The sequence below is a fragment of the Empedobacter sp. R132-2 genome (genome assembly GCF_030324375.1).
Classification (GTDB): Bacteria; Bacteroidota; Bacteroidia; order Flavobacteriales; family Weeksellaceae; genus Empedobacter; species Empedobacter falsenii_B.
This window is the reverse complement of record NZ_JACAGG010000021.1, coordinates 1-23336: the sequence shown is the minus strand read 5'-3', so window position 1 is coordinate 23336 and position 23336 is coordinate 1. Positions and strand designations below refer to the sequence as shown.

General features: G+C 31.7%; 24 protein-coding genes. 7 read left to right on the top strand and 17 right to left on the bottom strand.

Going from position 1 to position 23336, the window contains the following annotated elements; translation table 11 throughout:
* Positions 1 to 18 precede the first annotated feature (18 nt).
* The 5 genes from prfH to HXZ69_RS10325 all read right to left on the bottom strand — a co-directional run bounded on the left by prfH (position 19) and on the right by HXZ69_RS10325 (position 5351).
* Positions 19 to 642 (bottom strand): peptide chain release factor H, encoded by a 624-nt coding sequence (gene prfH, locus HXZ69_RS10345; RefSeq protein WP_219035381.1) that lies wholly within the window; start codon positions 640 to 642, stop codon positions 19 to 21.
* A gap of 2 nt (positions 643 to 644) precedes the next feature.
* Positions 645 to 2036 (bottom strand): RtcB family protein, encoded by a 1392-nt coding sequence (locus tag HXZ69_RS10340; RefSeq protein WP_219035380.1) that lies wholly within the window; start codon positions 2034 to 2036, stop codon positions 645 to 647.
* 2 nt (positions 2037 to 2038) lie between these two features.
* Positions 2039 to 2800 carry a hypothetical protein gene (locus tag HXZ69_RS10335; protein ID WP_219035379.1) on the bottom strand — a complete coding sequence of 254 codons (762 nt, stop codon included), beginning with the start codon at positions 2798 to 2800 and terminating at the stop codon, positions 2039 to 2041.
* A 374-nt stretch (positions 2801 to 3174) separates the two neighbouring features.
* A complete protein-coding gene (locus HXZ69_RS10330; protein WP_409450440.1) occupies positions 3175 to 4863 on the bottom strand; it encodes a beta-mannosidase in 1689 nt (562 codons plus the stop codon).
* Positions 4788 to 5351: a glycosyl hydrolase 2 galactose-binding domain-containing protein gene (locus HXZ69_RS10325; RefSeq protein ID WP_219035377.1), complete on the bottom strand. Its 564-nt coding sequence runs from the start codon at positions 5349 to 5351 to the stop codon at positions 4788 to 4790. The genes HXZ69_RS10330 and HXZ69_RS10325 overlap by 76 nt, the downstream gene beginning before the upstream one ends.
* A 263-nt stretch (positions 5352 to 5614) precedes the next feature.
* On the opposite strand from HXZ69_RS10325, the gene HXZ69_RS10320 reads away from it, so the two are divergent.
* From HXZ69_RS10320 to HXZ69_RS10310, 3 genes are all read left to right on the top strand, one after another.
* Positions 5615 to 5905, top strand: a complete 291-nt coding sequence (locus HXZ69_RS10320) for a helix-turn-helix transcriptional regulator (protein WP_219035376.1) — start codon at positions 5615 to 5617, stop codon at positions 5903 to 5905.
* A gap of 126 nt (positions 5906 to 6031) precedes the next feature.
* A complete protein-coding gene (gene lepA, locus HXZ69_RS10315; RefSeq protein WP_038332533.1) occupies positions 6032 to 7828 on the top strand; it encodes a translation elongation factor 4 in 1797 nt (598 codons plus the stop codon).
* Positions 7829 to 7921: 93 nt separating this feature from the next.
* Positions 7922 to 8266, top strand: a complete 345-nt coding sequence (locus HXZ69_RS10310; protein WP_286495883.1) for a DUF4260 domain-containing protein — start codon at positions 7922 to 7924, stop codon at positions 8264 to 8266.
* Here the strand turns inward: HXZ69_RS10310 and HXZ69_RS10305 are convergent.
* A complete protein-coding gene (locus HXZ69_RS10305; RefSeq protein WP_286495882.1) occupies positions 8261 to 9253 on the bottom strand; it encodes a 2-hydroxyacid dehydrogenase in 993 nt (330 codons plus the stop codon). The genes HXZ69_RS10310 and HXZ69_RS10305 overlap by 6 nt on opposite strands.
* 172 nt (positions 9254 to 9425) lie before the next feature.
* Between HXZ69_RS10305 and HXZ69_RS10300 the strand changes: the two genes are divergently transcribed.
* The 3 genes from HXZ69_RS10300 to HXZ69_RS10290 all read left to right on the top strand — a co-directional run bounded on the left by HXZ69_RS10300 (position 9426) and on the right by HXZ69_RS10290 (position 12573).
* Positions 9426 to 10964 (top strand): serine hydrolase, encoded by a 1539-nt coding sequence (locus tag HXZ69_RS10300; protein ID WP_286495881.1) that lies wholly within the window; start codon positions 9426 to 9428, stop codon positions 10962 to 10964.
* Positions 10965 to 11026: 62 nt separating this feature from the next.
* On the top strand, positions 11027 to 11911 hold the full coding sequence (locus HXZ69_RS10295) for a DMT family transporter (protein WP_286495880.1): 885 nt from the start codon (positions 11027 to 11029) through the stop codon (positions 11909 to 11911).
* Between the two features lie 29 nt (positions 11912 to 11940).
* Positions 11941 to 12573 (top strand): CatA-like O-acetyltransferase, encoded by a 633-nt coding sequence (locus tag HXZ69_RS10290; protein WP_286495878.1) that lies wholly within the window; start codon positions 11941 to 11943, stop codon positions 12571 to 12573.
* A 40-nt stretch (positions 12574 to 12613) separates the two neighbouring features.
* Here the strand turns inward: HXZ69_RS10290 and HXZ69_RS10285 are convergent, their stop codons facing one another.
* The 6 genes from HXZ69_RS10285 to HXZ69_RS10260 form a co-directional block, all read right to left on the bottom strand.
* The gene (locus tag HXZ69_RS10285; RefSeq protein ID WP_286495877.1) at positions 12614 to 13204 is read right to left on the bottom strand and encodes a hypothetical protein; all 591 of its coding nucleotides are present in this window, start codon (positions 13202 to 13204) and stop codon (positions 12614 to 12616) included.
* A gap of 23 nt (positions 13205 to 13227) precedes the next feature.
* Positions 13228 to 13875 (bottom strand): DUF2306 domain-containing protein, encoded by a 648-nt coding sequence (locus HXZ69_RS10280; protein ID WP_286495876.1) that lies wholly within the window; start codon positions 13873 to 13875, stop codon positions 13228 to 13230.
* A 94-nt stretch (positions 13876 to 13969) separates the two neighbouring features.
* The gene (locus HXZ69_RS10275; protein ID WP_221856512.1) at positions 13970 to 14470 is read right to left on the bottom strand and encodes a regulatory protein RecX; all 501 of its coding nucleotides are present in this window, start codon (positions 14468 to 14470) and stop codon (positions 13970 to 13972) included.
* Between the two features lie 188 nt (positions 14471 to 14658).
* Positions 14659 to 15306 carry a ribulose-phosphate 3-epimerase gene (gene rpe / locus HXZ69_RS10270; RefSeq protein WP_280036965.1) on the bottom strand — a complete coding sequence of 216 codons (648 nt, stop codon included), beginning with the start codon at positions 15304 to 15306 and terminating at the stop codon, positions 14659 to 14661.
* 85 nt (positions 15307 to 15391) lie between these two features.
* The gene (locus HXZ69_RS10265; RefSeq protein ID WP_286495875.1) at positions 15392 to 15967 is read right to left on the bottom strand and encodes a DUF3575 domain-containing protein; all 576 of its coding nucleotides are present in this window, start codon (positions 15965 to 15967) and stop codon (positions 15392 to 15394) included.
* Between the two features lie 60 nt (positions 15968 to 16027).
* Complete coding sequence (locus HXZ69_RS10260) at positions 16028 to 16417, bottom strand: hypothetical protein (protein WP_038332499.1); 390 nt, start codon at positions 16415 to 16417, stop codon at positions 16028 to 16030.
* Positions 16418 to 16515: 98 nt separating this feature from the next.
* Here HXZ69_RS10260 and mgtE point away from each other — a divergent pair, with 98 nt between their 5' ends.
* Entirely contained in the window at positions 16516 to 17835 is a 1320-nt protein-coding gene (mgtE, locus tag HXZ69_RS10255) for a magnesium transporter (protein ID WP_125350025.1), read from the top strand.
* Positions 17836 to 17873: 38 nt separating this feature from the next.
* On the opposite strand, the gene HXZ69_RS10250 is transcribed toward mgtE, so the two are convergent.
* The 5 genes from HXZ69_RS10250 to HXZ69_RS10230 form a co-directional block, all read right to left on the bottom strand.
* Complete coding sequence (locus tag HXZ69_RS10250) at positions 17874 to 18740, bottom strand: sigma-70 family RNA polymerase sigma factor (protein ID WP_019975176.1); 867 nt, start codon at positions 18738 to 18740, stop codon at positions 17874 to 17876.
* 124 nt (positions 18741 to 18864) lie between these two features.
* On the bottom strand, positions 18865 to 19806 hold the full coding sequence (gene hutG, locus HXZ69_RS10245; RefSeq protein WP_286495873.1) for a formimidoylglutamase: 942 nt from the start codon (positions 19804 to 19806) through the stop codon (positions 18865 to 18867).
* A 2-nt stretch (positions 19807 to 19808) separates the two neighbouring features.
* Positions 19809 to 20414, bottom strand: coding sequence for a trimeric intracellular cation channel family protein (locus tag HXZ69_RS10240; RefSeq protein WP_286495872.1), 606 nt, complete (start codon positions 20412 to 20414; stop codon positions 19809 to 19811).
* A 38-nt stretch (positions 20415 to 20452) separates the two neighbouring features.
* A complete protein-coding gene (locus tag HXZ69_RS10235; protein ID WP_221856505.1) occupies positions 20453 to 21061 on the bottom strand; it encodes a trimeric intracellular cation channel family protein in 609 nt (202 codons plus the stop codon).
* 127 nt (positions 21062 to 21188) lie between these two features.
* Positions 21189 to 22571, bottom strand: coding sequence for a trimethylamine monooxygenase (locus tag HXZ69_RS10230; RefSeq protein WP_221856503.1), 1383 nt, complete (start codon positions 22569 to 22571; stop codon positions 21189 to 21191).
* Positions 22572 to 23336: the final 765 nt, after the last annotated feature.

The window sequence follows — 23336 nt, the reverse complement described above, 5'->3', positions numbered from 1 at the left end:
TCATTGAGCGGCTTTTTTTTATTCACTAAATTTATCTCCTCTGAATATTTTCACAGGATTCCCTCTTGCAATAGACGTTTGATTATTCCATTTTTTTTGAACCAAGTCCTTCAATTTATTGGTTTCAAATCCTTGTAATTTCAATAACAAACGAGTTGTTGCAGTTTTTTTGTTCTGATGTTGTGAACGTAAATCCATCGAAACAGCCGAAATTCCACTTGGTTGATGTATCGCACGAACAGCCGAATTTACTTTGTTTACATTTTGTCCACCATTTCCAGAGCTTCGCATTGTTTGGTATATAATTTCATTCGGATTGATTGAATTTTCTTTCGGAATTTCTAATTCAAAACAACCAATAAACCAATTTTTTCGTTGATGAAATTTTCGGTATGGACTTTTACCAATCCATAAAATTGCTCCAAGCCAAGTTTTTAAAAACGTGTTTAAATCATTTCCTTCAAGTTCTATAATCACAGATGAAAGTTGATGAAAATCTTTATCCATTTCTCTTTCAATTATGTCAAACTTAATTTCAGATTTTGTGCACGCTTCCGAAAACTTTTTAAAAACATTAGTCACCACAAAATTGCATTCCGCTGGTCCTCTACCCGATGTAAGTTGAATAATTTTTTTCCTCATCATTATTTATCCATTCGTACAATTTTCGGTGTAAAAGTTCCCAACACTTTCACTAATTCAGTCTGTAAATTCATCACCGTTTTTATGTTTTTATATGCCAAAGGTGCTTCATCTACACTTCCGCCAATCAGCTCAATTCCTGCATCTTTCAATTGTGAATTCATAAAACTTTTAGTAATTGTTGATTTACATTTCGCACGCGACATTTTTCGTCCCGCACCATGCGAAGCCGAATTAATACTCAATTCATTTCCCAAACCTTCAACAATGTAACCGTTCGCGGTCATCGAACCTGGAATAATTCCTAAAATTCCTTTTCCAGCTGGCGTCGCTCCTTTACGATGAACAATTCGTTCCGTTCCTTCAACCATTTCTTTCCACGCAAAATTGTGATGATTTTCGATGTTAAAAACGATACGTTTTCCCAAAGCTTTCGCAATTCTTCGGTGAATATCATCGTGACAAGCCTTGGCATATTCGCCAGCCAAATTCATCGCTGCCCAATATTCTTGGCCATCGTACGTGTCCAAATCTAACCAAGCCAAATGCTGAACTTGCTTCGGAAGTGGACATTGTTTCGTCGCCAAATACGTATAATGTTTTGCAATATTTGCACCCAAACCACGCGAACCACTATGCGATAAAACAGCCAAATATTCTCCTGGAATCAAGTTCCATTCAGGTTTTACCTCATCTAATTTCACAATCCCAAATTCAACAAAATGATTCCCTCCACCAGAAGTTCCTAATTGTTGATAAGCTTTTGTTTTTAAACTTTTCAAGATTGGAATTTCATCAAAAATAGAACGTTCAAAAATTTCATGATCCGCTTTTAGTTTATGCGTTTCATACATTCCGAATTTGGTATGATCTTGCAAAATCTGAATCAATTGATGCGATTTTCCTTTCAAAAAACTAGCTGGCAAATCGTAAACCGAAAGACTCATTCTACAACCAATATCCACACCAACTCCATAAGGAATCACCGCATTATCCGTCGCTAAGACACCTCCGATTGGCAATCCATACCCCGAATGCGCATCTGGCATCAAAGCTCCTTTTACCGAAATTGGCAATTTCAATGCATCATATAATTGAAATTTTGCTTGCTCGTCAATTTCATTTTCTCCAAAAATCGAAAAAGGTGAACGCGTTGTTTTTAATTCTTGTAATCTAACCTCAACTGGTTTTATTAATCCTTCCGCAACTTTTCCCCAAATTCCGTGACCGATGTATTTTTCTGGCTCAAGTAAAACTTCTTTTGCTTCGTTAATAATCGTTTGTTTCTTTTCTTTTTTTCTGTATCGATGAATTTGCCCAATTGCAATATTGATCGAATTATATTTTGGAAAGCCTATTTTTATAAAGTCCTTTCCAGAGATTTTATTTCCCATGATTAATATCTTTTAGATAACTGATGTTCTTTTTCCATCAGCATTTCAGCGATTTCAATCGCTAAATTTTTATTATTAAAAAATTTCCTTTTTGTAAAAGGATTTTTAAATTTTGGTTTTCGTTCATACGAATACCCTCCTCCAACTATTTTCTTTAAAAGGATTCCTTGATTTTTATACTTGTCAAAAAAATGATCGATTTGCGCTTCTTCGCGCTTCAAATCAATATCAAGCGGTTTGTAATACGTAATCATATTTGGTTTTATAATCAATCGAAAACGCCACGGTTGTAGAAATTCATAAATTCCTTTGAAACGTTTTGTCTTGGGATCATACACCTGAATACACACAAAATATAGACGTTCTTCATCATTCAAAATTGAATACGGACCTGAATATTCGTAAGGTTGCAATTGTTTCAACTCTTGAATTCTCTGAACATAAATTCGCTTTCCGTTTCGTTTTCGTTTTTTTACAAACTTTCGCGTTTCTGCATATTGAGAAGTATTTATTTTCTTTAGAATTTGAGTAAAAAACTCAATCTCATTTTCTTTTTTAATATCTTCTCTCAATACAATATATCGCTCAAAACCTTTTTGACACGGCTCTTTTAAAAGAACAAGCGGAATTTCTTTTTGTTCTTTAAAAATTTCTTTTTGACGTTTATATTTCTCTCTTACATTTTTTTCTTTCGTTGTTTTTACACTTCTTTTCCTCGCTCTTTTTGTTCGTAATTGAGTAGAAAAGAAAATTGAATCTTCCATAAAATGGATTATTTGATTGCAAATAATTATTTTGAAATAATTAGCGCTAACTATTTCTTCTTCGGAAGTTTTTAGAAGTTATTCTGAATCTAGAATGGAATAATAAAAGAAAAAGCCCGAAGAATCCTCCGGGCTTTTGATATAATAAGTAAATTATTTACGATTTATAAGCACGAAGAATGCTCATTGCAAAATCTGTTGCAATAGCTAAAAACTGATATGTCGTTTCTTTGAACATTTTATTTCTTCGTTATTAAATTGTTATACGTTATGATTTTTATCAGTGCAAATTTAAGTCAATAAAATTCACATTTCCAAATCCTTTGTGAAATTTCACTAAAAATAGGGAGAAAAATATTATTGATTTTTAACATTCATTTAGTTGAAGAAGTTCCTTTCAAAATTTCATCAGTTAATTCCATTATCTTGGTTGAAGAATTTGATAAAATAATTACATCTTTATCATTAGTCCAATGTTTATTTCCATTAAAATCTACCACAGAAAATTTTACTTTTCCTTTCAAATCTTTCAATAAGTCATTTACGATATAAATTTTGTACACATTTTCTTCTTTTTCTACTGAAATTAGCACATTTTCGAAACTTCTTTTCACTTGATAATGTAACGCTTTCCAATTTCCTAATTTATCCAAAGACGACCACGAAGTTACTGGCCAAACGTCATTCAATTGCCAATACAAACTTCCCATATTATAAGGTTTTGCACGTCGATGTGCTTCAATTGCCAACTGAATTCCGCGTGCTTGTAACAATTGAGAAACGTAGTTGTACTGCACAAAATCGGTCGGAACAACATAATCTCGCTGCATATATTCGTTGATTGTTTCCCAACCTTTTGGATGTTTTTGATGCGCTAAAATTATTGCAGAATTTTTACTCAATGTATCTTTTTCAGAAAACATTGATTTCACCGTTTTCAACGTTGGCATTCCTTGAAAACCATATTCAGAAGCAAAACGTGGAACTTTTTTTTCATACGTTTCAAACGGTTCCATTCCCCACCAAACGCCCCAATAATGCGAATCTCCTTGCGTCAAACTTTCTTTTCTTCCCCAACCAATCGAAGGTGAAGACGGCCAATAGCGATTCTCTGATTTTGGTAAAATCGAATCTAAAACATTCGGAATAATATGATGAAAAGTCGTTTGATAATCTTTCCAAATACTCAACGAATCTTGTTTCGACCAGCCCATTTGTTTCTGATATCCCCAATTTTTCCACGCTTCATCAATTTCATTATTTCCACACCAAAGCGCAATAGAAGTATGATTTTTTAGGCGATTCACTTGATCAATTGTTTCTTGTTTTACATTGTGAAGAAAATCTTGATCGCCAGGATAAAAAGCACAAGCGTACATAAAATCTTGCCAAACCAACAAACCTTTTTCGTCGCATAATTCATAAAAATAATCGTCCTCATAAATTCCACCACCCCAAATACGAATCATATTCATATTGGCTTCAACCGAACTATTTATCAACTTTTCATAATCATTTTTTGAAACTCGTGAAACAAAATTATCTTGCGGAATATAATTTGCACCTTTCATATAAGTTGGAACCCTATTCACTTTAAAATAAAACCTAGAGCCAACTTCGTCTTTTTCTTGTACCAATTCTATCGTACGTAAACCAAATTTTAAATACTTAAATATCTGTTCATTCCCTTGTTTAATTTTGAATTGATAATCGTATAAATACTGTTCGCCCATTCCATTTGGCCACCATAATTTTGGATTGTGAATCGTTTCATCAATCGAAAAATGATTAATTCCTTTGGTTAATTTTTGAGTGATTATTTTCTGATTAAAATTAATTTCTACAGCTGTATTTTGTTCCGATTGGATAATAAATTTAAACTTTACTTTCGCTTGATTTTTATCCAATTTGACAATTTCATAAGACAAGTCATTCAGTTTTAAATTATTCCAAGAAATAAGTTCAATTGGTTTATAAATCGCAACCGTTACCAATCTTGGTCCCCAATCCCAACCATACTGATATTGCGCTTTTCGAGTAAAAACACGCTCACCTTCTGGTATTTATATGGAAGAAGATTTGCTAATCGTTTTCCTTCATTAGGCGACGATTTGAATTGTATTTCGAGCAAATTATTTTTATCTTTCAGTAAATCTTTGACCGAAACTTCCCAAATTCGAAACATATTATTCGCATCCAGAATTAATTTTCCGTTCAGAAAAACTTTTGCATATGTATCCAATCCATTAAATTTTAACTGAATGTTTTGCGCTTTTCGTTCGGCTTCAGTCAAATCAAAAGAAGTTTTGTAGTTCCAATCTTCGTTTTCTACCCATTGCACTTTTGCATCATTAACGTCTTTGTAAGGATTTGGAATAATATTATTTAACATCAAATCGGTATGAACAGAACCAGGAATCTCAGCTTTCAGCCATTTTGAATCTCCTTTTTGTTGAAAAGTCCAATTCTCTAAATTCAAATTTCGAGTCGTTTGAGCAGAAAGTTGAATAAATGTAAAAAAAGTAATAACAAAAAATAGTAATCTCCTCATTTTGTGCTGATTTTCATAAGGATAAAATTAGGTTTAAAATTCATATAAACACAAAAGAGATTATTAAAAACAATTTCTTTTGTTGAATACATAATATAGGCTTCGTTAATTATGGGAATAACGAATATGCTAAACTTAGGTTGACTCGGCTATATTTGAATTTCAGAAAAAAGCAACTGATTATTCAATCGATTTGTACAATCAAGATCAAGCGGAAACTACAAAAAAATGGAAATGATTCTTCTATCAATTTAAAACAAGTTATGCGAGAAGAAAATTTAATGGATTATGATTTTGAAAGTGCTAAATTTAGAATTCAAGAATTACATTCAAACTTTTTCAAAACGCTAAACGAGCATTCTAAGCAAAAACTAACACCTCTTAATTTGAAATATTGTTCGTATATCTATCTTGGTTTAGACACCAAACAAATTGCAACTCTTCTTAATATTGAACCAAAAAGTGTACGAATAACAAAGTATCGTTTGAAACAAAAATTTGGTCTAGTAAAAGAAGATAAATTATATACTTTTTTTCATCGGATAATTGCCTAGATTTATTTTTTAGTAAAAAACACACTTCAACTCTCGTTAATTTATTAAAATATAATTCATAATATTTTTCAAAATACTTGCAGTCTGCACGGAAAAGATTATTTTTGCCTATTCGACAAATAGAATATGAAAAATATCCGTAATTTCTGTATTATCGCCCATATTGACCATGGTAAAAGTACCTTGGCCGATCGTTTATTGCAAGTAACAAACACGATTTCTGATCGTGAGTTACAAAATCAAACTTTAGACGATATGGATTTGGAACGCGAACGCGGAATCACAATTAAATCGCACGCCATCCAAATGGAATATGAAAAAGATGGTGAAAAATATATTTTAAATTTAATTGACACTCCTGGTCACGTGGATTTTTCTTACGAGGTTTCTCGTTCGATTGCCGCTTGTGAAGGAGCTTTGTTAATTGTAGATGCTGCACAAAGTATACAAGCACAAACCATTTCTAACCTTTATTTGGCTTTAGAAAATGATTTGGAAATCATTCCAGTTTTGAACAAAATCGATTTACCTTCTGCAAATCCAGAAGAAGTAACAGACGATATTGTTGATTTGATTGGTTGTGATCCCGAAGATGTTTTGCGTGTAAGTGGAAAAACAGGTGAAGGTGTGTTAGAATTGTTACACACAATTATCGAGAAAGTTCCTGCACCAGTTGGTGATCCAGATGCACCGTTACAAGCCTTGATTTTTGACTCTGTTTATAATCCTTTCCGAGGAATTGAAGCTTTTTACAAAGTGGTAAATGGAGAAATCAAAAAAGGAGATCAAGTAAAATTTATGGCTACTAACAAAAAATATGGTGCCGATGAAATTGGAACGTTAAAACTGAATCAAGTTGAGAAGAAAGTCATTAAAACTGGAGATGTAGGTTATATTATTTCTGGAATTAAAGAAGCTTCTGAGGTAAAAGTTGGAGATACAATTACATTAGTTGAGAATCCTGCAAGCGAAGCTATTGATGGTTTCGAGGAAGTAAAACCAATGGTTTTCGCTGGTATTTATCCGGTTGACACAGAAGATTACGAAGATTTGCGTGCTTCTATCGAAAAGTTACGTTTGAATGATGCTTCATTAACTTTTGAAGCTGAATCTTCTGCTGCTTTAGGTTTCGGTTTCCGTTGTGGATTCTTAGGAATGTTACACTTAGAAATTATTCAGGAGCGTTTAGAACGTGAGTTCAACATGACGGTAATTACAACTGTTCCTAACGTTTCGTATGAAGCGTACTTGGAAAAAGATCCAGAAAAAATGATTCCGGTTCATAATCCATCTGAATTACCAGATCCATCAGGATTAAATCGTGTTGAAGAACCATATATTCGAGCAGCAATCATTACAAAATCTGAATTCGTAGGTCCTGTAATGAGTTTATGTATTGAGAAACGTGGTGAATTACAATCTCAAAATTATTTAACTCAACATAGAGTAGAAATGATTTTCAATATGCCTTTGGCTGAAGTTGTATTCGATTTTTATGATCGATTAAAATCTATTTCAAAAGGATATGCATCGTTTGATTATGCACCTTCTGGAATGAAAGCTTCAAAATTGGTAAAAGTTGACATCATGATTAACGGTGAAGTTGTAGATGCTTTATCTGCCTTAATTCACGTTGATAATGCCTACAATATTGGAAAGAAAATGTGTGAAAAATTACGCGAATTAATTCCTCGTCAACAGTTTGATATTCCAATTCAAGCCGCGATTGGTGCAAAAATTATTGCGCGTGAAACAATCAAAGCATTACGTAAAGACGTTACTGCAAAATGTTATGGTGGTGATATTTCTCGTAAACGTAAGTTATTAGAAAAACAAAAAGCTGGTAAGAAGAAAATGCGTCAAATTGGACGTGTAGAAGTTCCCCAATCTGCATTCTTAGCTGTTTTGAAATTGAATGATTAAAATTCTTTTTATATACCAAAAGCCGTTCTAATGAACGGCTTTTTTTGTAACAATTGGTAAAATATTTATACTAATAAATTAAGCATCAACATTATGAAAAATTTATTAAAATTAGAGCAATTAGCAATTTTAATTGTAACGCTAATCATCTATTATAAACTTGATTATTCCTTGTTTTTGTTTGCAATTCTTTTTCTTGCTCCCGATATTTTTATGTTGGGTTATCTTTTTGGAAATAAGATTGGCGCAATATCTTATAATTTTATTCATAATTATTTTACGACAATTTCATTGATTCTCATTGGTTATTTTTTACACATTGAATGGTGTTTAATGATTGGATTAATTTTTTCCGCTCATATTGCGTTAGATCGTTTTTTAGGATTTGGTCTCAAAAAATATGATGGTTTCAAATCCACTCATTTAGATAATTTATAACATCACAACCTCATCTGTTGAACCTTTTTCTAAAATTTCTGAAATACTTCGCATCGTAATTTCTGAAATTTGTTCCAACGCTTCTTGTGTAAAAAAAGCTTGATGCGCAGTTACCAAAACATTTGGAAAACTCATCAATCGCTGAATCATGTCATCCTGAATAATTTCTGCTGATAAATCTTTGAAGAATAATTTTTCTTCTTGTTCATAAACATCAATTCCCAAATAACCAATTTTATGATTTTTTAAAGCTTCAATCGCTTCATGTGTATTGATTAATCCACCTCTACTCGTATTAATAATCGTTACGCCATCTTTCATCATCGCAATCGTTTCTTGATTAATCATGTAATGATTTTCTGGCGTCAGCGGACAATGCAACGAAATAATATCTGAAGTTTTAAACAACTTATCCAGCTCAACATATTCCACGCCATTATTCATCAATTCTTGATCTGGATACAAATCATAAGCAATAATCTTACATCCAAAACCTTTCGCAATATTGATAAAAGCCTTTCCTATTTTTCCTGTTCCAACAATTCCAATCGTCTTCTGAAAAAGATTAAAACCAAGTAAACCGTTCAATGCAAAATTTTGTTCACGAACACGATTATAAGCTTTATGTGTTTTTCGATTCAATGTTAACAACATCGCCATTGTATGTTCAGCAACAGCCTCGGGAGAATATGCAGGAACACGACAAATTTTAATTCCAAATTCTTTCGCAGCTTCCAAATCGACATTATTAAAACCAGCACATCTCAATGCAATAATTTTAACGCCTTTTTTTGCTAAAATTTCAATAACTTGTCGGTTCACTTTATCATTCACAAACACACAAACAGCATGCTCATCTTCAATCGCGTTTACAATATGCGGACCTAAATGTGTTTCATAAAAATTAAGTTCAAAACCGTAATTTTTATTTTCAGCCTCAAAAAAAGTTTTGTCATAAGGCTTAGACGAAAAGAAAGCTATTTTCATTGAATTATTTTTAACTAATTTATGTTTTTAATTAATTGTAATTTACTTTCTACTTGATTATTATAAAATTTTAAATCATTCAAAATTAATTCATCCTCTATTTTTGATATTTTATTAAAAGCTATAAGCTGATGAATAAAAATTTCTAACTTCGTAAAATTCAAATTCACACATGAAAAATATACTTTTATCAACGATTACATTAGCTTCTTTTACAGCTTTTGGACAAAATATTTCGAATCAAGCTATTGATAAAGTCACAGAAAATGCAATGAAAGCATTTGATGTTCCTGGAATGTCTGTTGCGGTTATCAAAGACAGGACAATTGTGCATTCGAAAGGTTATGGCGTAAAATCTCTTAAAACGGGAGAAAAAGTTCAGTCGAATACAAATTTTGGCATTGCTTCTAACTCGAAAGCTTTTACAGCAGCTGCTTTGGCGATTTTGGTTGATGAAGGAAATATAAAGTGGGATGATAAAGTGATTACGCACATTCCTGAATTCAAGATGTACAACGATTATGTAACCAAAGAGTTTACAATTCGTGATTTATTAACGCATCGAAGTGGATTAGGTTTGGGTGCTGGAGATTTGATGGTTTGGCCTGATGGACATAATTTCACTCCAAAAGATATTATTTCTAATATTCAGTTTTTAAAACCAGTTTCAGATTTCCGTGTAAAATATGATTACGATAATTTATTATACATTATTGCAGGAGTTGTGATTGAAAGAGTTTCGGGGCAATCTTGGACAGATTTTGTAACAAAAAGATTGTTGGAACCAATTGGAATGACGAATACTGCAGCGAATTGGCATTTGCTAAAAGACAAGAAAAATGCAATTAATCCGCACGTTCCAATTGACGGAAAATTACAAGTGATTGATCGTTATACGAACACCATTTTTGATGCAGCTGCAGGAATTTATTCGAATGTAGATGATCTTGCAAAATGGTTGCAATTCAATTTAGATAAAGGAAAAGTGAATGGAAAACAAATTATTTCGGAAAAACAAATGAACGAAATGATTACACCACAAACTTTACAACCAAATCGTACTACTCCACCTTATAATTCATTATTCAAAGCGTATGGTTTGGGATGGCAATTGCAGGATATGAACGGAAAATTGGAAGTTTCGCATACTGGTGGATTGGAAGGAATTGTAACACAAACGATGTTTTATCCTCAAGAAAAATTAGGAATTGTGATTTTGACTAACCAACAATCGGGTGCAGCTTTCCGAGCAATTTCGAATACAATCAAAGATTTTTACTTAAAAAATCCATCTACAGATTGGGTAAAAACGTATGATGATATGATGAAGAAAAATGTGGAAGAAGCCGATGTTATAACTGATGAAGTTTGGAAAACAATTGAAGCAAATCAAAAAAATAAAGCCATCAAATTTGATTCAAAAAGTGTAATCGGAACGTATAAGGACAATTGGTTTGGTGATGTTGTAATTTATGAAAAGAAAGGAAAAATCATTTTCGAATCGAAACGTTCACCTCAATTAACTGGTGAAATGCTTTTTTACAAAGACAATACGTTTGCAGTAAAATGGTACAATCGTTATTTCCATGCAGACGCTTTTGTTTATGCAGAAATAAAAGATGGAAAAATGACAGGTTTCAAAATGAAGGCCATTTCTCCGTTAACAGATTTTAGTTACGACTTCCAAGATTTAGATTTTACGAGAAAATAAATTTTAATAAATACTAATCAAATGCGAAGTTCGAAATTAGAACTTCGTTTTTTCTATTAAAAATGAAATTCAAAGGTTACGCATATGGACTAATTTCTTCCATATCTTATGGATTAATTCCATTATTTATCCTACCTATAAAACAGGCAAATTTTTCGATGGATACTACATTATTCTATCGATTCTTTTTTTCTGCATTGATTGTCGGAACATATTTATTCATCAAAAAACAATCATTCAAAATAGATGTGAAACAGATTCCATTTTTAATCATTTTAGGATTATTGTACGGAATCTCAGCGGATGCTTTATTTTTAGGTTATGATTATTTAACTCCTGGAATTGCCTCCACATTATTATTCGTTTATCCGTTGATTGTTGCCATCATAATGGCTGTTTTCTTCAAAGAAAGAATTACAATTTCAACTATTGTAGCCATTGTTTTTGTACTGGCTGGTGTAATTTTATTAAGTTTTAAAGAAGGAAAATTCGAGCTAAATCCAATCGGATTAGGAATTGTTTTTATTAGTGCTTTGGGTTACGGATTATATATTGTGACAGTCAACAAATCGAAAGTACGAGATATAAAAGGCTTTACATTAAGCTTTTATTCGTTTCTATTTACAACGATTTATTACGCAACAAAAATGATTATTCACAAAGAATCCTTCATTTTACCATCATTAGAATTAACCTTCAACTTTTTTACATTTGCGTTTGTTACGACAGTTGTTTCGAGCATCGCATTGATTTATGCGATTAAAAATATTGGTTCTACAGCCACTTCTATTCTTGGCGCATCAGAACCTGTGGTTGCCGTTGCTGTAAGTGTTATGATGTTTGGTGAAGATTTTTCGCTGAGTTTAGCTTTAGGAATTTTTATGATTATTCTAGGCGTAACTCTGAATGTAATTGGTGATGCATATCAACAAAAAAGATTGAAGTAATTGTAAATCCTATTTTTAACTTTGCAGCAATGAAACAGAAATTTAATCCTGAAGGTTGGAATCGTATAGAGCATTTTAATATGTTCTCGAAAATGGATAATCCGTATGTCGGAGTTGTTGCGGAGGTTGAATGTTCTAAAACGTACAAATTTGCCAAAGCAAATAAATTGTCTTTTTTCGCAGTCTATTTACATTGCTCGATGTTGGCAGAAAATAAGATTAATGAGTTTAAATATCGCATCGAAGATGATGAAATTTTTGTGTACGATCATTTAGATTGCGGAACAACAATTGGAAGAAAAGACGGAACTTTTGGTTTTGCATTGATGAATTTTACCGAAGATTTTGATGCATTTAACGCGCAACTTCAAGAGCAAATACAAAGTGTAGAAAACTCGGTTGGTTTGCATATCAAAAATGAAGAAATTACCATTGGCTTGGTTCGTCATTCTACATTTCCATGGTCGAGATTTACAGGTCTAACACAACCAAGTAACTTTGGAACGGGAGAATCTATTCCGCGAATTATTTTTGGAAAAGCGTATACGCAAAACGATAAAATGTATATGCCTGTTTCGGTTGAGGCGAATCATGGTTTTGTAGATGGTTTTCATTTGGCGAATTATCTGCAAGAATTTGAAAACGAATTAGGTAAATATTAGAAATAGTAAGAACGAATTTCGAGTTTCGAAATTCGTTTTTTTATTTTACATCATTAGGATGAATAAATGGTTCTGGTTCTAGAATTTCCTCATATTGAATAGGAAAATATTTTTTATCTTCTTCTAAAACAAAATCATCCGTATAATTATAAAAATGCTCCAACTCTCTTAATTGATACTTTCCTTCTTCATCTTTATGAAATCGAAAAGCGTAACCTTTTATTTCACAACAGAATGTTATTTTTTCTTTATCTAAAGGGATATAATTTAAATTTGAGATATCGATATATTCATCTAATACTTCATTTTTATCTAAAAGAATAGTATAATCTGTATTTTGAATAGTAATTGGTAATGTATAATAATTCCCTATTGAACAGTCTTGTCCAGTCGAAGAAATATATAAATAAAATTTTTCTTTTGCGAAAAAGAGAGAGATTGTTCTAATTGGTATATGATTACTTTTTGTAATATCAATAGCTTGTTCAATAACTTCATTTACATTCTCATCTTTAAAAACTGAATCTGCTTTTATTTCATTCTTCTTTTCCCAACCTTTAGCAGATTGACTGCTCGGTTGCTCACATTGAACAAAAAGAATGAATAAGAGTAAAAAATATAAATTCTTCATATAAGTGTTTTGATTAAAGATAATCAATTCACTGCAACTTTTTTATTTAGTTTTTTTGACCAAGAAAAAATATAAATCGTTCCGATAATTGAAGGCACAATCCAAAAATAAATATTATCTCCAAATCCAGCGCCTGCAACCAAAAACGCTGTTACTGAAGCGATATAAGCGCCAACCATTTTTCCAACATGATTCATTGTCCATTTTTTATAATTTTCTGGATTCTTGTAAAAAACAAAATCTCGATAAGACATAAATCCTCCTAAAAACCCAAAAATTAAATACAATAATCCAATTGCATTGCTTGTAAAAAGTGGAAGTAATCCAAAAACAATCATCACAATAGATGTGATAAACATTGCTCCAGAAATGATTTTATCCAAATTATTAGAATAGTTTTTGCGCTTATAATTTAGAATTCTATTTCCGATCAAAATCATATAAATCGTGAAAATACCAATCATTATAAGAAAAGAATTGTGGTGATTTGGAAAAGCACAAATAATCAACGAAAGAACAGAACTGACTAACATACCAATCGAAAATATTTTTCCCACTTTTTTGTGTGTCGAATTTCCTTTTTTTATAATCATAACAGCTGTTCCAGCAACCAAGCCAATTCCTCCAAAAAATGCGTGAATGTAAATAATGATGTTGACTAAATTTTCCATAATGTGTTTATTTATTATGGAATAAAATTAAGTGAAGTCGTTTTTAATTTTAAAAATAGTTGACCGAATTGTCGAATTTTACGGATGAATTGTATTACTCTTTTGTTTTCACTGTTTCGATAGCATCATTCATCAAATCGAACTCGTAGCCTTTGTACGCTAAATATGCTTTTACTTTGTTTATTTTCTTGAAAGATTCTCGCTCAGAAGTTAATAAATTGAACTTTTTATGCGTTAAATGCAATAAATTATTCCAATATTTATCCAAATCAATTTCTTCTTTAAATGCTTTTTCGATTAATTTTTGGTCAATTTGACGCATTTTTAATTCTTGACGAAGACGATTTCTTCCCCACATTTTTTGATTGACTTTTCCTCGAACAAAATTATGAACAAATCGTTCTTCATTCAGGAATCCGTAATGAATTAGCTTAAAAATAATCTCATCTTTCGCTTCCGGAATCAAATCAAAATCACGAAGTTTTTTCTCTACTTCCCAATGACAACGATCTTGATAAAGACAATATTTTGCCATTTTATCTTTGATTTCATCAATCGTATAAATCTTTTTTTGGTTGTCTTTAGAGAAATTCATATAACAAAGTTAAGATTTTAATAAGAAAATTGTTTGATTAACTTGATGAGGATCCTGAAAAAAGTTCAGGATTAATCAACAAAAAAACTGAATCATTTCTGATTCAGTTTTTTATTATTTGTTTAAATAGTTGAAGGAAAAATATGAACTTCTCAATTCTAATTTCTCACATCTCAATACTATTTTTATTAAGCTTTTTGTAATTCCGCGATATATGCTGTTGGATCCTCAGCATTGAAAACTGCCGAACCAGCAACTAAAGCATCTGCACCAGCTTCTACCAATTTTGATGCATTTTGTACTCCAACTCCTCCATCAATTTCGATGATCACATTTGCATTAGCTTCTGTAATCATTTTTTTCAATTTAGAAACTTTGTTGTAAGTATTTTCAATGAATTTTTGACCTCCAAAACCTGGATTAACACTCATAATTAACACCAAATCTAAATCATTAATCACATCTTCTAAAACAGATACTGGTGTATGCGGATTAAGCGCCACTCCTGCTTTCATTCCTTCTGCTTTTATAGCCTGAATTGTACGATGTAAATGTGTACACGCTTCGTAATGAACAGTCAAAATATCTGCGCCAACTTGTTTGAAAGTTGAAATATAACGATCTGGATCAACAATCATTAAATGCACATCCAAAACTTTGTCTGTTAACGAATTTATTTTCTCGATAATTGGCATTCCGTAAGAGATATTCGGAACAAAAACGCCGTCCATTACATCTAAATGAAACCATTCGGCTTGAGAATTATTAACCATTTCGATGTCTTTTGCTAAATTCCCAAAATCGGCTGCTAAAATTGATGGTGCTACTATTGGCATAATCTTATTTGTTGTTTGTTTGTATTTTGTGGTGCAAAGGTAATGAAATAAAAAAATCGTTGAAAACTCAACGATTTATATTTTTTTAGAAATTATAACCAAATTTGAAACCTAATTCAGGTAAGAAGTCGATGTATGTTTCTTTATCTGAATATATCCAATCAGAACCATTAATAGAATATTTAAAAGGATAATAAGTATCTATAAAAATTCCTGCTCCAAAATTGAATTCATAAAAAAATTTTTTAGCAAAATTTCTTTTAATTCCATAATTCACCACAAGTTTTGCAAAATCATCATCTTTTCCCATCCCTTGGTATGTTGATAACCAATCTGTATAATAGTCAAATTTCAATCCTATAAAATTTGCAGAATTATTTAAAGTAGATTTTCCTTTTGAACTTCTTCGATCAAAATTATAGTAATAACGACCTTCTAATCCTAACTTTACTGTGAAATCCATATCCAAACCATCATCTGAACCTGTAAAATTAATTGTAGAATAATTTAAATTAACAAGAATTGTAATTTTATCTGTTATGGCTTTCTCATAATTTGCTCCAACTCCCAAAACATTAATATGTGCTGAAATCAAATCTGTTGCTTTTTCTTGAGCAAAAAGAGAAGATGATAATAAGAAAGTAAATATTAGTCTTTTCATTTTCAGTGTTAATTAATTCAATACGAATATAACTGAAAAAATGATTCAGTAAAATTATTTTTAATCCAAGAAAACTCGATTATCAATAAAGTTATAAGGTTCTTCGTCTTTCAATTCTTCGTTGATGATAAAATGAATCGAATCTTTTGACATAAAAATATAAGTATAAATATCTGCCATCTCATCAGAATCTCTAAACTCGTAATATTCATCACCAATCGTGCACCAAACACCTTCGTCTTCAGAAAAAGTTACACGATCATCACTATAAATCGTTTTAAAGTTAACCGTCATTGTGCCGTCAGCTTTTCTATTGACCATCCAACTATTTGTTTCTCCTTTAAAAAATTTCCCATGATCAGTTCCAGACCAAATTCCAACGAATCTGTCATCTACATCCATAGATTTTATATATTCTTTCATTTGGTTTTGATCAGCTTTGTTCATCATGATTTTCTATATTAAAATTAGCTTAAAAGTAGCCAATCTATACTTCTTCTCATCTCAAAAAGACTTAATTTGCAGCTTGGGATAAAAACAACAAATTTATGGAAAATAATATGCTTAATCAACATCCAGCAGATATTGCCGAACAATTAACTGCACTGAACGTAAAAGAAAGAAACATCGCTTTTTACTCGCTTTTGAATGATGATAAAGTTGAAGTATTCTCCTATTTTGAACCCGATATTCAGTACGAAATTGTAAAAAGTTTGACGGACGAAGATTTAGCCGAGGTTTTGAACAATCTTGATCCTGATGACCGAACAGAACTTTTTGAAAATTTCCCAGATCAATTAATCAAACATTCCATTAATCTTTTAAATCCTGAAGAACGTGCTACAGCACTGAATTTGATTGGATACAAAGAAGATTCGATTGCACGTTTAATGACACCAAATTATATTCAGGTAAAAGAACATTATACAGTAAAACAAGTTTTGGCTCACATCAAAAAGTATGGAAAAAAAGCCGAAACATTAACGTATATTTTTATTGTTGATGGAAAAAATAGATTGATTGATGATTTAAAAATTGGCGAAATTCTTTTGGCTGATGAAGATACTAAAGTAGAAGATTTAATCGATCATAATTTTGTTTCAATCAAGACGACAACTCCTTTAGAAGATGCGTTAGAAGTTTTTGATAAATACGATCGTTCTGCGATGCCAATTGTGACAGAAAATGATGTTTTGGTCGGAATTGTAACATTTGACGATATCTTGGATCGTATGAAAATGCGTGATACAGAAGATATTCAGAAATTTGGAGGTATGGAAGAATTGGATGTTTCGTATACTAAAACACCTATTGCGGAATTAATCAAAAAGCGCGCAGGTTGGCTGGTTATCTTATTTATTGGCGAAATGTTTACTGCTTCTGCTATGAGTTATTATGACCAAGAAATCGAAAAAGCGGTTGTGTTGGCTTTATTTGTTCCATTGATTATTTCGAGTGGTGGAAATTCTGGTTCTCAAGCGGCTTCACTAATTATCCGAGCAATGGCTTTGGGTGAATTGAAACTAAAAGATTGGTGGTATGTAATGAAGAAAGAGTTTGCTTCGGGATTAATCTTAGGTGCAATTCTAGGATTTGTTGGTTTTATCAGAATCTTAATTTGGCAAAAAACTGGAATTTATAGTTATGGAGAATATTGGCTATATGTAGCTTTAACAGTCGCTTTATCTTTAATCGTCATTGTTTTATGGGGAACACTTTCTGGATCTTTAGTTCCATTTATTTTGAGAAAAATTGGATTTGATCCCGCAACAGCATCCTCGCCTTTCGTCGCAACCTTGGTTGATGTTTCAGGATTGATTATTTATTTTACAATTGCTGCAATTTTACTAAGCGGAAAATTATTATAAAAAAAATCCAACCAATTGGCTGGATTTTTTTATTTTTATTATCGTCCGATATATGTTTTCAAAATCTTAGATCTCGAAGTATGTTTTAAACGGCGAATTGCTTTTTCTTTAATTTGACGAACACGTTCTCTTGTTAAATCAAACGTTTCTCCAATTTCTTCTAACGTCATTGGATGTTGACCGTTTAATCCGAAGTATAAACGAATTAAATCAGCTTCACGAGGCGTTAATGTTTGCAATGCACGTTCAATCTCTACACGTAATGACTCAATCATCAATTGTACATCTGGAGATGGAGATTCACCAATGTTTAATACATCGTATAAGTTAGAATCTTCTCCTTCTACTAATGGTGCATCCATTGAGACGTGACGACCAGAGTTTTTCATCGACTCTTTTACATCACCTTCAGACATATCCAAAACTTCAGAAATTTCTTCTGCAGATGGAGCACGTTCATGTTCTTGCTCTAATAAAGCATAGGCTTTATTAATTTTATTGATCGATCCAATTTTATTTAATGGTAAACGTACAATACGAGATTGCTCTGCTAATGCTTGTAAGATAGATTGACGAATCCACCAAACCGCATAAGAGATAAATTTGAAACCACGCGTTTCGTCAAAACGTTGTGCAGCTTTTATCAAACCTAAGTTTCCTTCATTAATTAAATCTGGTAAACTTAAACCTTGATTTTGATATTGTTTCGCAACAGATACCACGAAACGTAAGTTTGCTTTTGTTAATTTTTCTAAGGCAACACGATCTCCTGCTTTGATACGTTGTGCTAACTCTACTTCCTCCTCCGCTGTAATCAAATCTACTTTACCAATCTCTTGTAAGTATTTATCCAACGACGCAGTTTCACGATTTGTTACCTGCTTTGTAATTTTAAGCTGTCTCATTTAACTAAAACCCTCCTATTATTAATGATTATTATCGATTTCTTTTGGCATTTTATCAACACCACTATATATGTATACGCAGATAACTGAAAAAGGTTACAAAATATTGTAAAATATTTCAGAATTAATGTCTTAAAACTTCGTAAATCATTTGTGCAGAGAGTTTCGCTGTCGAGTTATCAACATCAAAAAGCGAATTATATTCAACTAAATCAAATATTTTCACTTTATTTGAGTTCATTAAAACCTTCAAAATATATTTAACCTGAAAAGGAGTCAAACCATTAATTGTCGTTGCACTTACACCTGGCGCATAAGCTGCATCAAAAACATCCATATCCAACGAAACATAAAGCGCATCAAATTGTTGAAGAATCGTTTTCAAATCATCTATCACTTTATTCAAATTAAGATGAACTTCGTCTGCCATGATAAAATTAACACCTAAATTTTCTGCGCGCTGAAATAAAGCATTTGTATTTCCTAATTCTTGAATACCAATTGGAATGTAATTAAACCCTATTTCATTTTCTTCGCAATACTTGGCCATTTCGTAAAAAGGCGTTCCAGAAGTTGATTGCGGATTTGGCGTTCTCAAATCAAAATGCGCATCAAGATTGATAATTCCAATATTTTTGTATGATTTTGCTAAAGCCAAAAAATCTCCTAAAGCCGTTTCGTGTCCTCCTCCAATTACAATCGGAAAATGATTTTGTTGGATGATTTTATCCACTTGATTGATTTGTTCTTCACGTGCAGATTCTAAATTATTATCATTACAATGAATATTTCCAGCATCAAAAATAAAATCAGTTTCGGAAAAATGTAAAGGCAAATTCGCTAAACTTTTTCGAATCAAATCTGGTGAATCTTTCGCACCAATTCTACCTTTATTCCGTTTAACACCTTCTTCCGAACAAAATCCTAATAATACTTTTGGTTGAACGGATGATGACTGAAAATTATCATAATTAGAAATTACTTGATGAATTCTTAAACCTAATTCTCCATCTTCAGAATCAATTCTTCCTGTCCAATTTTCTTGATTAAATGGTATTTTTTGCATGCTTAATAAAATTTAGGTAAAGACAATTTATATTTCACCGTTACAATACGAATTGTCGCAATAATAGCTCCTGAAACAATGAAATTTATATTTCGATCTAATCCGAAATTATCAAAAACCAAATACATTATTCCACCTGCAATACATGCCATTGCGTAAATTTCTTTTACAAAAACTGTTGGTGTTCTGTTCATTAAAACATCGCGCAACATACCACCCATTACAGCGGTCATCATTCCCATCATTACAGAAATAAAATTGTTTGCGCCCAAAGAATGTGCTTTTTCTAAACCAACTATCGTAAACAAAGCAATTCCTAAAGTATCGAAAAGCATTAATGTTACTCTTAATCGTGAAAAATATTTGAAAAATAATCCTGCCAATAAAATTCCAACAAAAACTGCATAAATGACATTCATATCATTTATCCAAACTAACGGATAACTGTTAAGAAATAGATCGCGTAAAGTTCCGCCACCAACAGCCGTTATAAAAGCAAAACAAGCAATTCCGAACCAATCATGTTTTTGTCTTTCATCTCCAGCTAAAGCACCAGAAATAGCAAACACAACCGTCCCAAATAATTCAAAAATGTATTGAATTTCCATCTATAAAAAATTAGTTCGCTAAGATACGAATCTATAAATTAATGGCTTTTGAATTTCGGTAATGATAAGTTGTACTTAATTGCAGTCAAACGAATTGCGACAATTACAGCGCCCGAAAAAAAGAAATTGATGTTACGATCAAGTCCCAATTTCCATAAAATCATATAAATAACTGCGCCACAAAGACATGCAAACGCATAAATTTCTTTCTTGAAGATAATAGGAACTTCGTTCAACATCATATCGCGAATAATGGATCCAAAAACCGCCGTAAACATTCCCATTACAGGTGCAATTACAGGATGAATTCCAAGATTTAGAGCTTTTTCTAAACCAACAATCGTAAATAAAGCAATTCCTAACGTATCAAAAAGCATAAATGTTTTACGAAGTTTCAACAGAGGCTCATAGAAAATTGCCGCTAAAATAACACCAATCCCTACTGCATAAATAAGATTAACATCCTTTATCCACATAATTTCAACGGAAAGTAAAATATCACGAATTGTACCACCTCCAATTGAAGTTAGGAAAGCAATAAAGGTTACACCAAACCAATCGTTACCAGATTTTTCATCTGCTGCTAAAGCGCCTGAAATTCCAAAAAAAAGTGTACCAAATAATTCGAAAAAATATTGAATCTCCATTTCTATTGTATTAAATCATATTGTGTTGTGCTCTGTCAAAAATAAACACTTTTCTTTTTTAACGATGTTTAAATATACAATCGAAAATAAAAAAAGACCAACACATTTGTTAGTCTTTTTGTTAATATTAATAATAATTTGTTTTTTCTAATTGCTTTTCATCAATTGGATCTTCATCCAAATAGCGTTCTAAACTATCATCCAATTCTTTCATCCAAGGTGTGTGATGTTTTTCTGCTTTCGTTTCGTCCATAACAGAGGTATAGGTTTTATCTCGATAAGTTAAAATATTTTCTTCTTTATCTTTTAACCAAGATTTGAACATATTAGCAACTTTATCCAAATCGAACATAGGATAATCAGTTAAATGAATTAAATCCTTCAAATAATCAGTTTGAAAATCAACATGATCATCAGCAGAAATCGATTGTTTTTCATAATCAATCCATTTCTGAATATCTTTTTGAATTTCTTCTTTTGAAGGTAAATTAATTCGTCCCAAAATATAATCACGTGCAAACCATGCTTGCGCATCAAACATATTAAATGTGTAATATTGATCCTGCATTCCCAAAAATAACAATTGAGCATTTACATCTGATATTACACCTTTATACATTCCTTCTGGATACAAACAATTTTTGGTTTTTAAACGCAAATTATCTGGTAAAAACGGAAATTTGTGTTGATAACCTGTACACATAATTACTGCATCAAACTCTTTTGATGTTCCGTCTTTGAAAAATGCTTTCTTATCTTCAAAATGTGTCACCAAAGGCAATTCTTCTATTCCATTTGGCCATTTACAATCAATTGGATTTGTACGATAAGAAATTGTGACCGATTTAGTTCCGTGTTTATAACATTGTACCGCAATATCTTCTGCCGAATAACTACTACCGATCAATAAAATTTCTTTACCTCTAAATGGATCAGCTCCACGAAAATCATGCGCATGCATTACATTTCCTGTATAATTCTCGATCCCTTTAAAATAAGGCATATTTGGTGTAGAAAAATGTCCAGTTCCGACAATTAAATAATCGAAATATTCTTCGAAAGTTTGATTTTTCTTTAAATCATCAAAAACAACGCGAAATTGTTTTTTATCCTCTACATAATCTACCCACCTTGCAACGGTATTAAACTGAATGTACTTTCGCGCATTACTTTGTTTAATTCTTCCTTCTATATAATCGAATAATACTTCTCTAGGTGGATAAGAAGATATTGTTTGACCAAAGTGTTCAGAAAATGTATAATCTGCAAATTCTAAACATTCTTTTGGTCCATTCGACCATAAATATTTATACATACTGCCATGCAATGGCTCTCCGTATTTACCTACTCCTGTACGCCAAGTGTAGTTCCACATTCCCCCCCAGTTGTCTTGCTTCTCAAAACATTTAATTTCTGGAATTTTGTTACCTTTTTTCTCTTCTGACTCAAATGCTCTTAACATTGCCAAACCACTTGGTCCAGCCCCGATAATGCCTACTTTTAAACTCATGAATTGTTTTTAATTAAACTTATATGAACTACTCAACTATCTCTCAATAGTAATTGATTTTTATGCCTGAAACGACCTGATATAGAAAAAAACATCTATAAAAATTGTGTAAAACAGAATAGAATGTGTAATCTAATGATTACAACATATAAAGAGATAGAAAACCTCTTGCTGAATAAATAAAATTTTATTCAAAATTAAATTATTCTTCAATGTACTAAAATTATAGTATATGGACAAATATTAATGAAACATAATAATAAGCTTAATTATTATGGCGTTCCCTTCGGTCGGGCTATCCGTTGCAATCTTTTGTAGAAGAAAATTGGAAGTGATTACAGGAAAATCCAATCTCTACAAAAGGATTTACAGTACTATCCCTAACGCGGGTTGTAAGTTGTAAGTTTTGAGTGATAAGTTATAATTTATAAGACATAAGATTTAAGACTTACAGGAATAGAAGTAGAAGTTAAAATATCCACTTGAGGGAAATAGGGGTATTTTCGAGTTATAAGTAGTAAATTTTAAGTTAGTTGAAAAAGGAAGCTTCCTTTTTATAAAGAAGAAGCTTCTCGTTGACTAATTAGAAGCTTCTTGTTGGATGAAAGCAAGCTTCTTGTTTCATAGAACATAGTTTGAAGATGCATTAAGCTTACAGCCTTCAGCCTAAAGCGAAATCCATAAACACAAAAAAGCCTCAAGAAATAAATCTTGAGGCTTTTAATAAAAACTGGCGACGACCTACTCTCCCGTAAGTAACAGTAC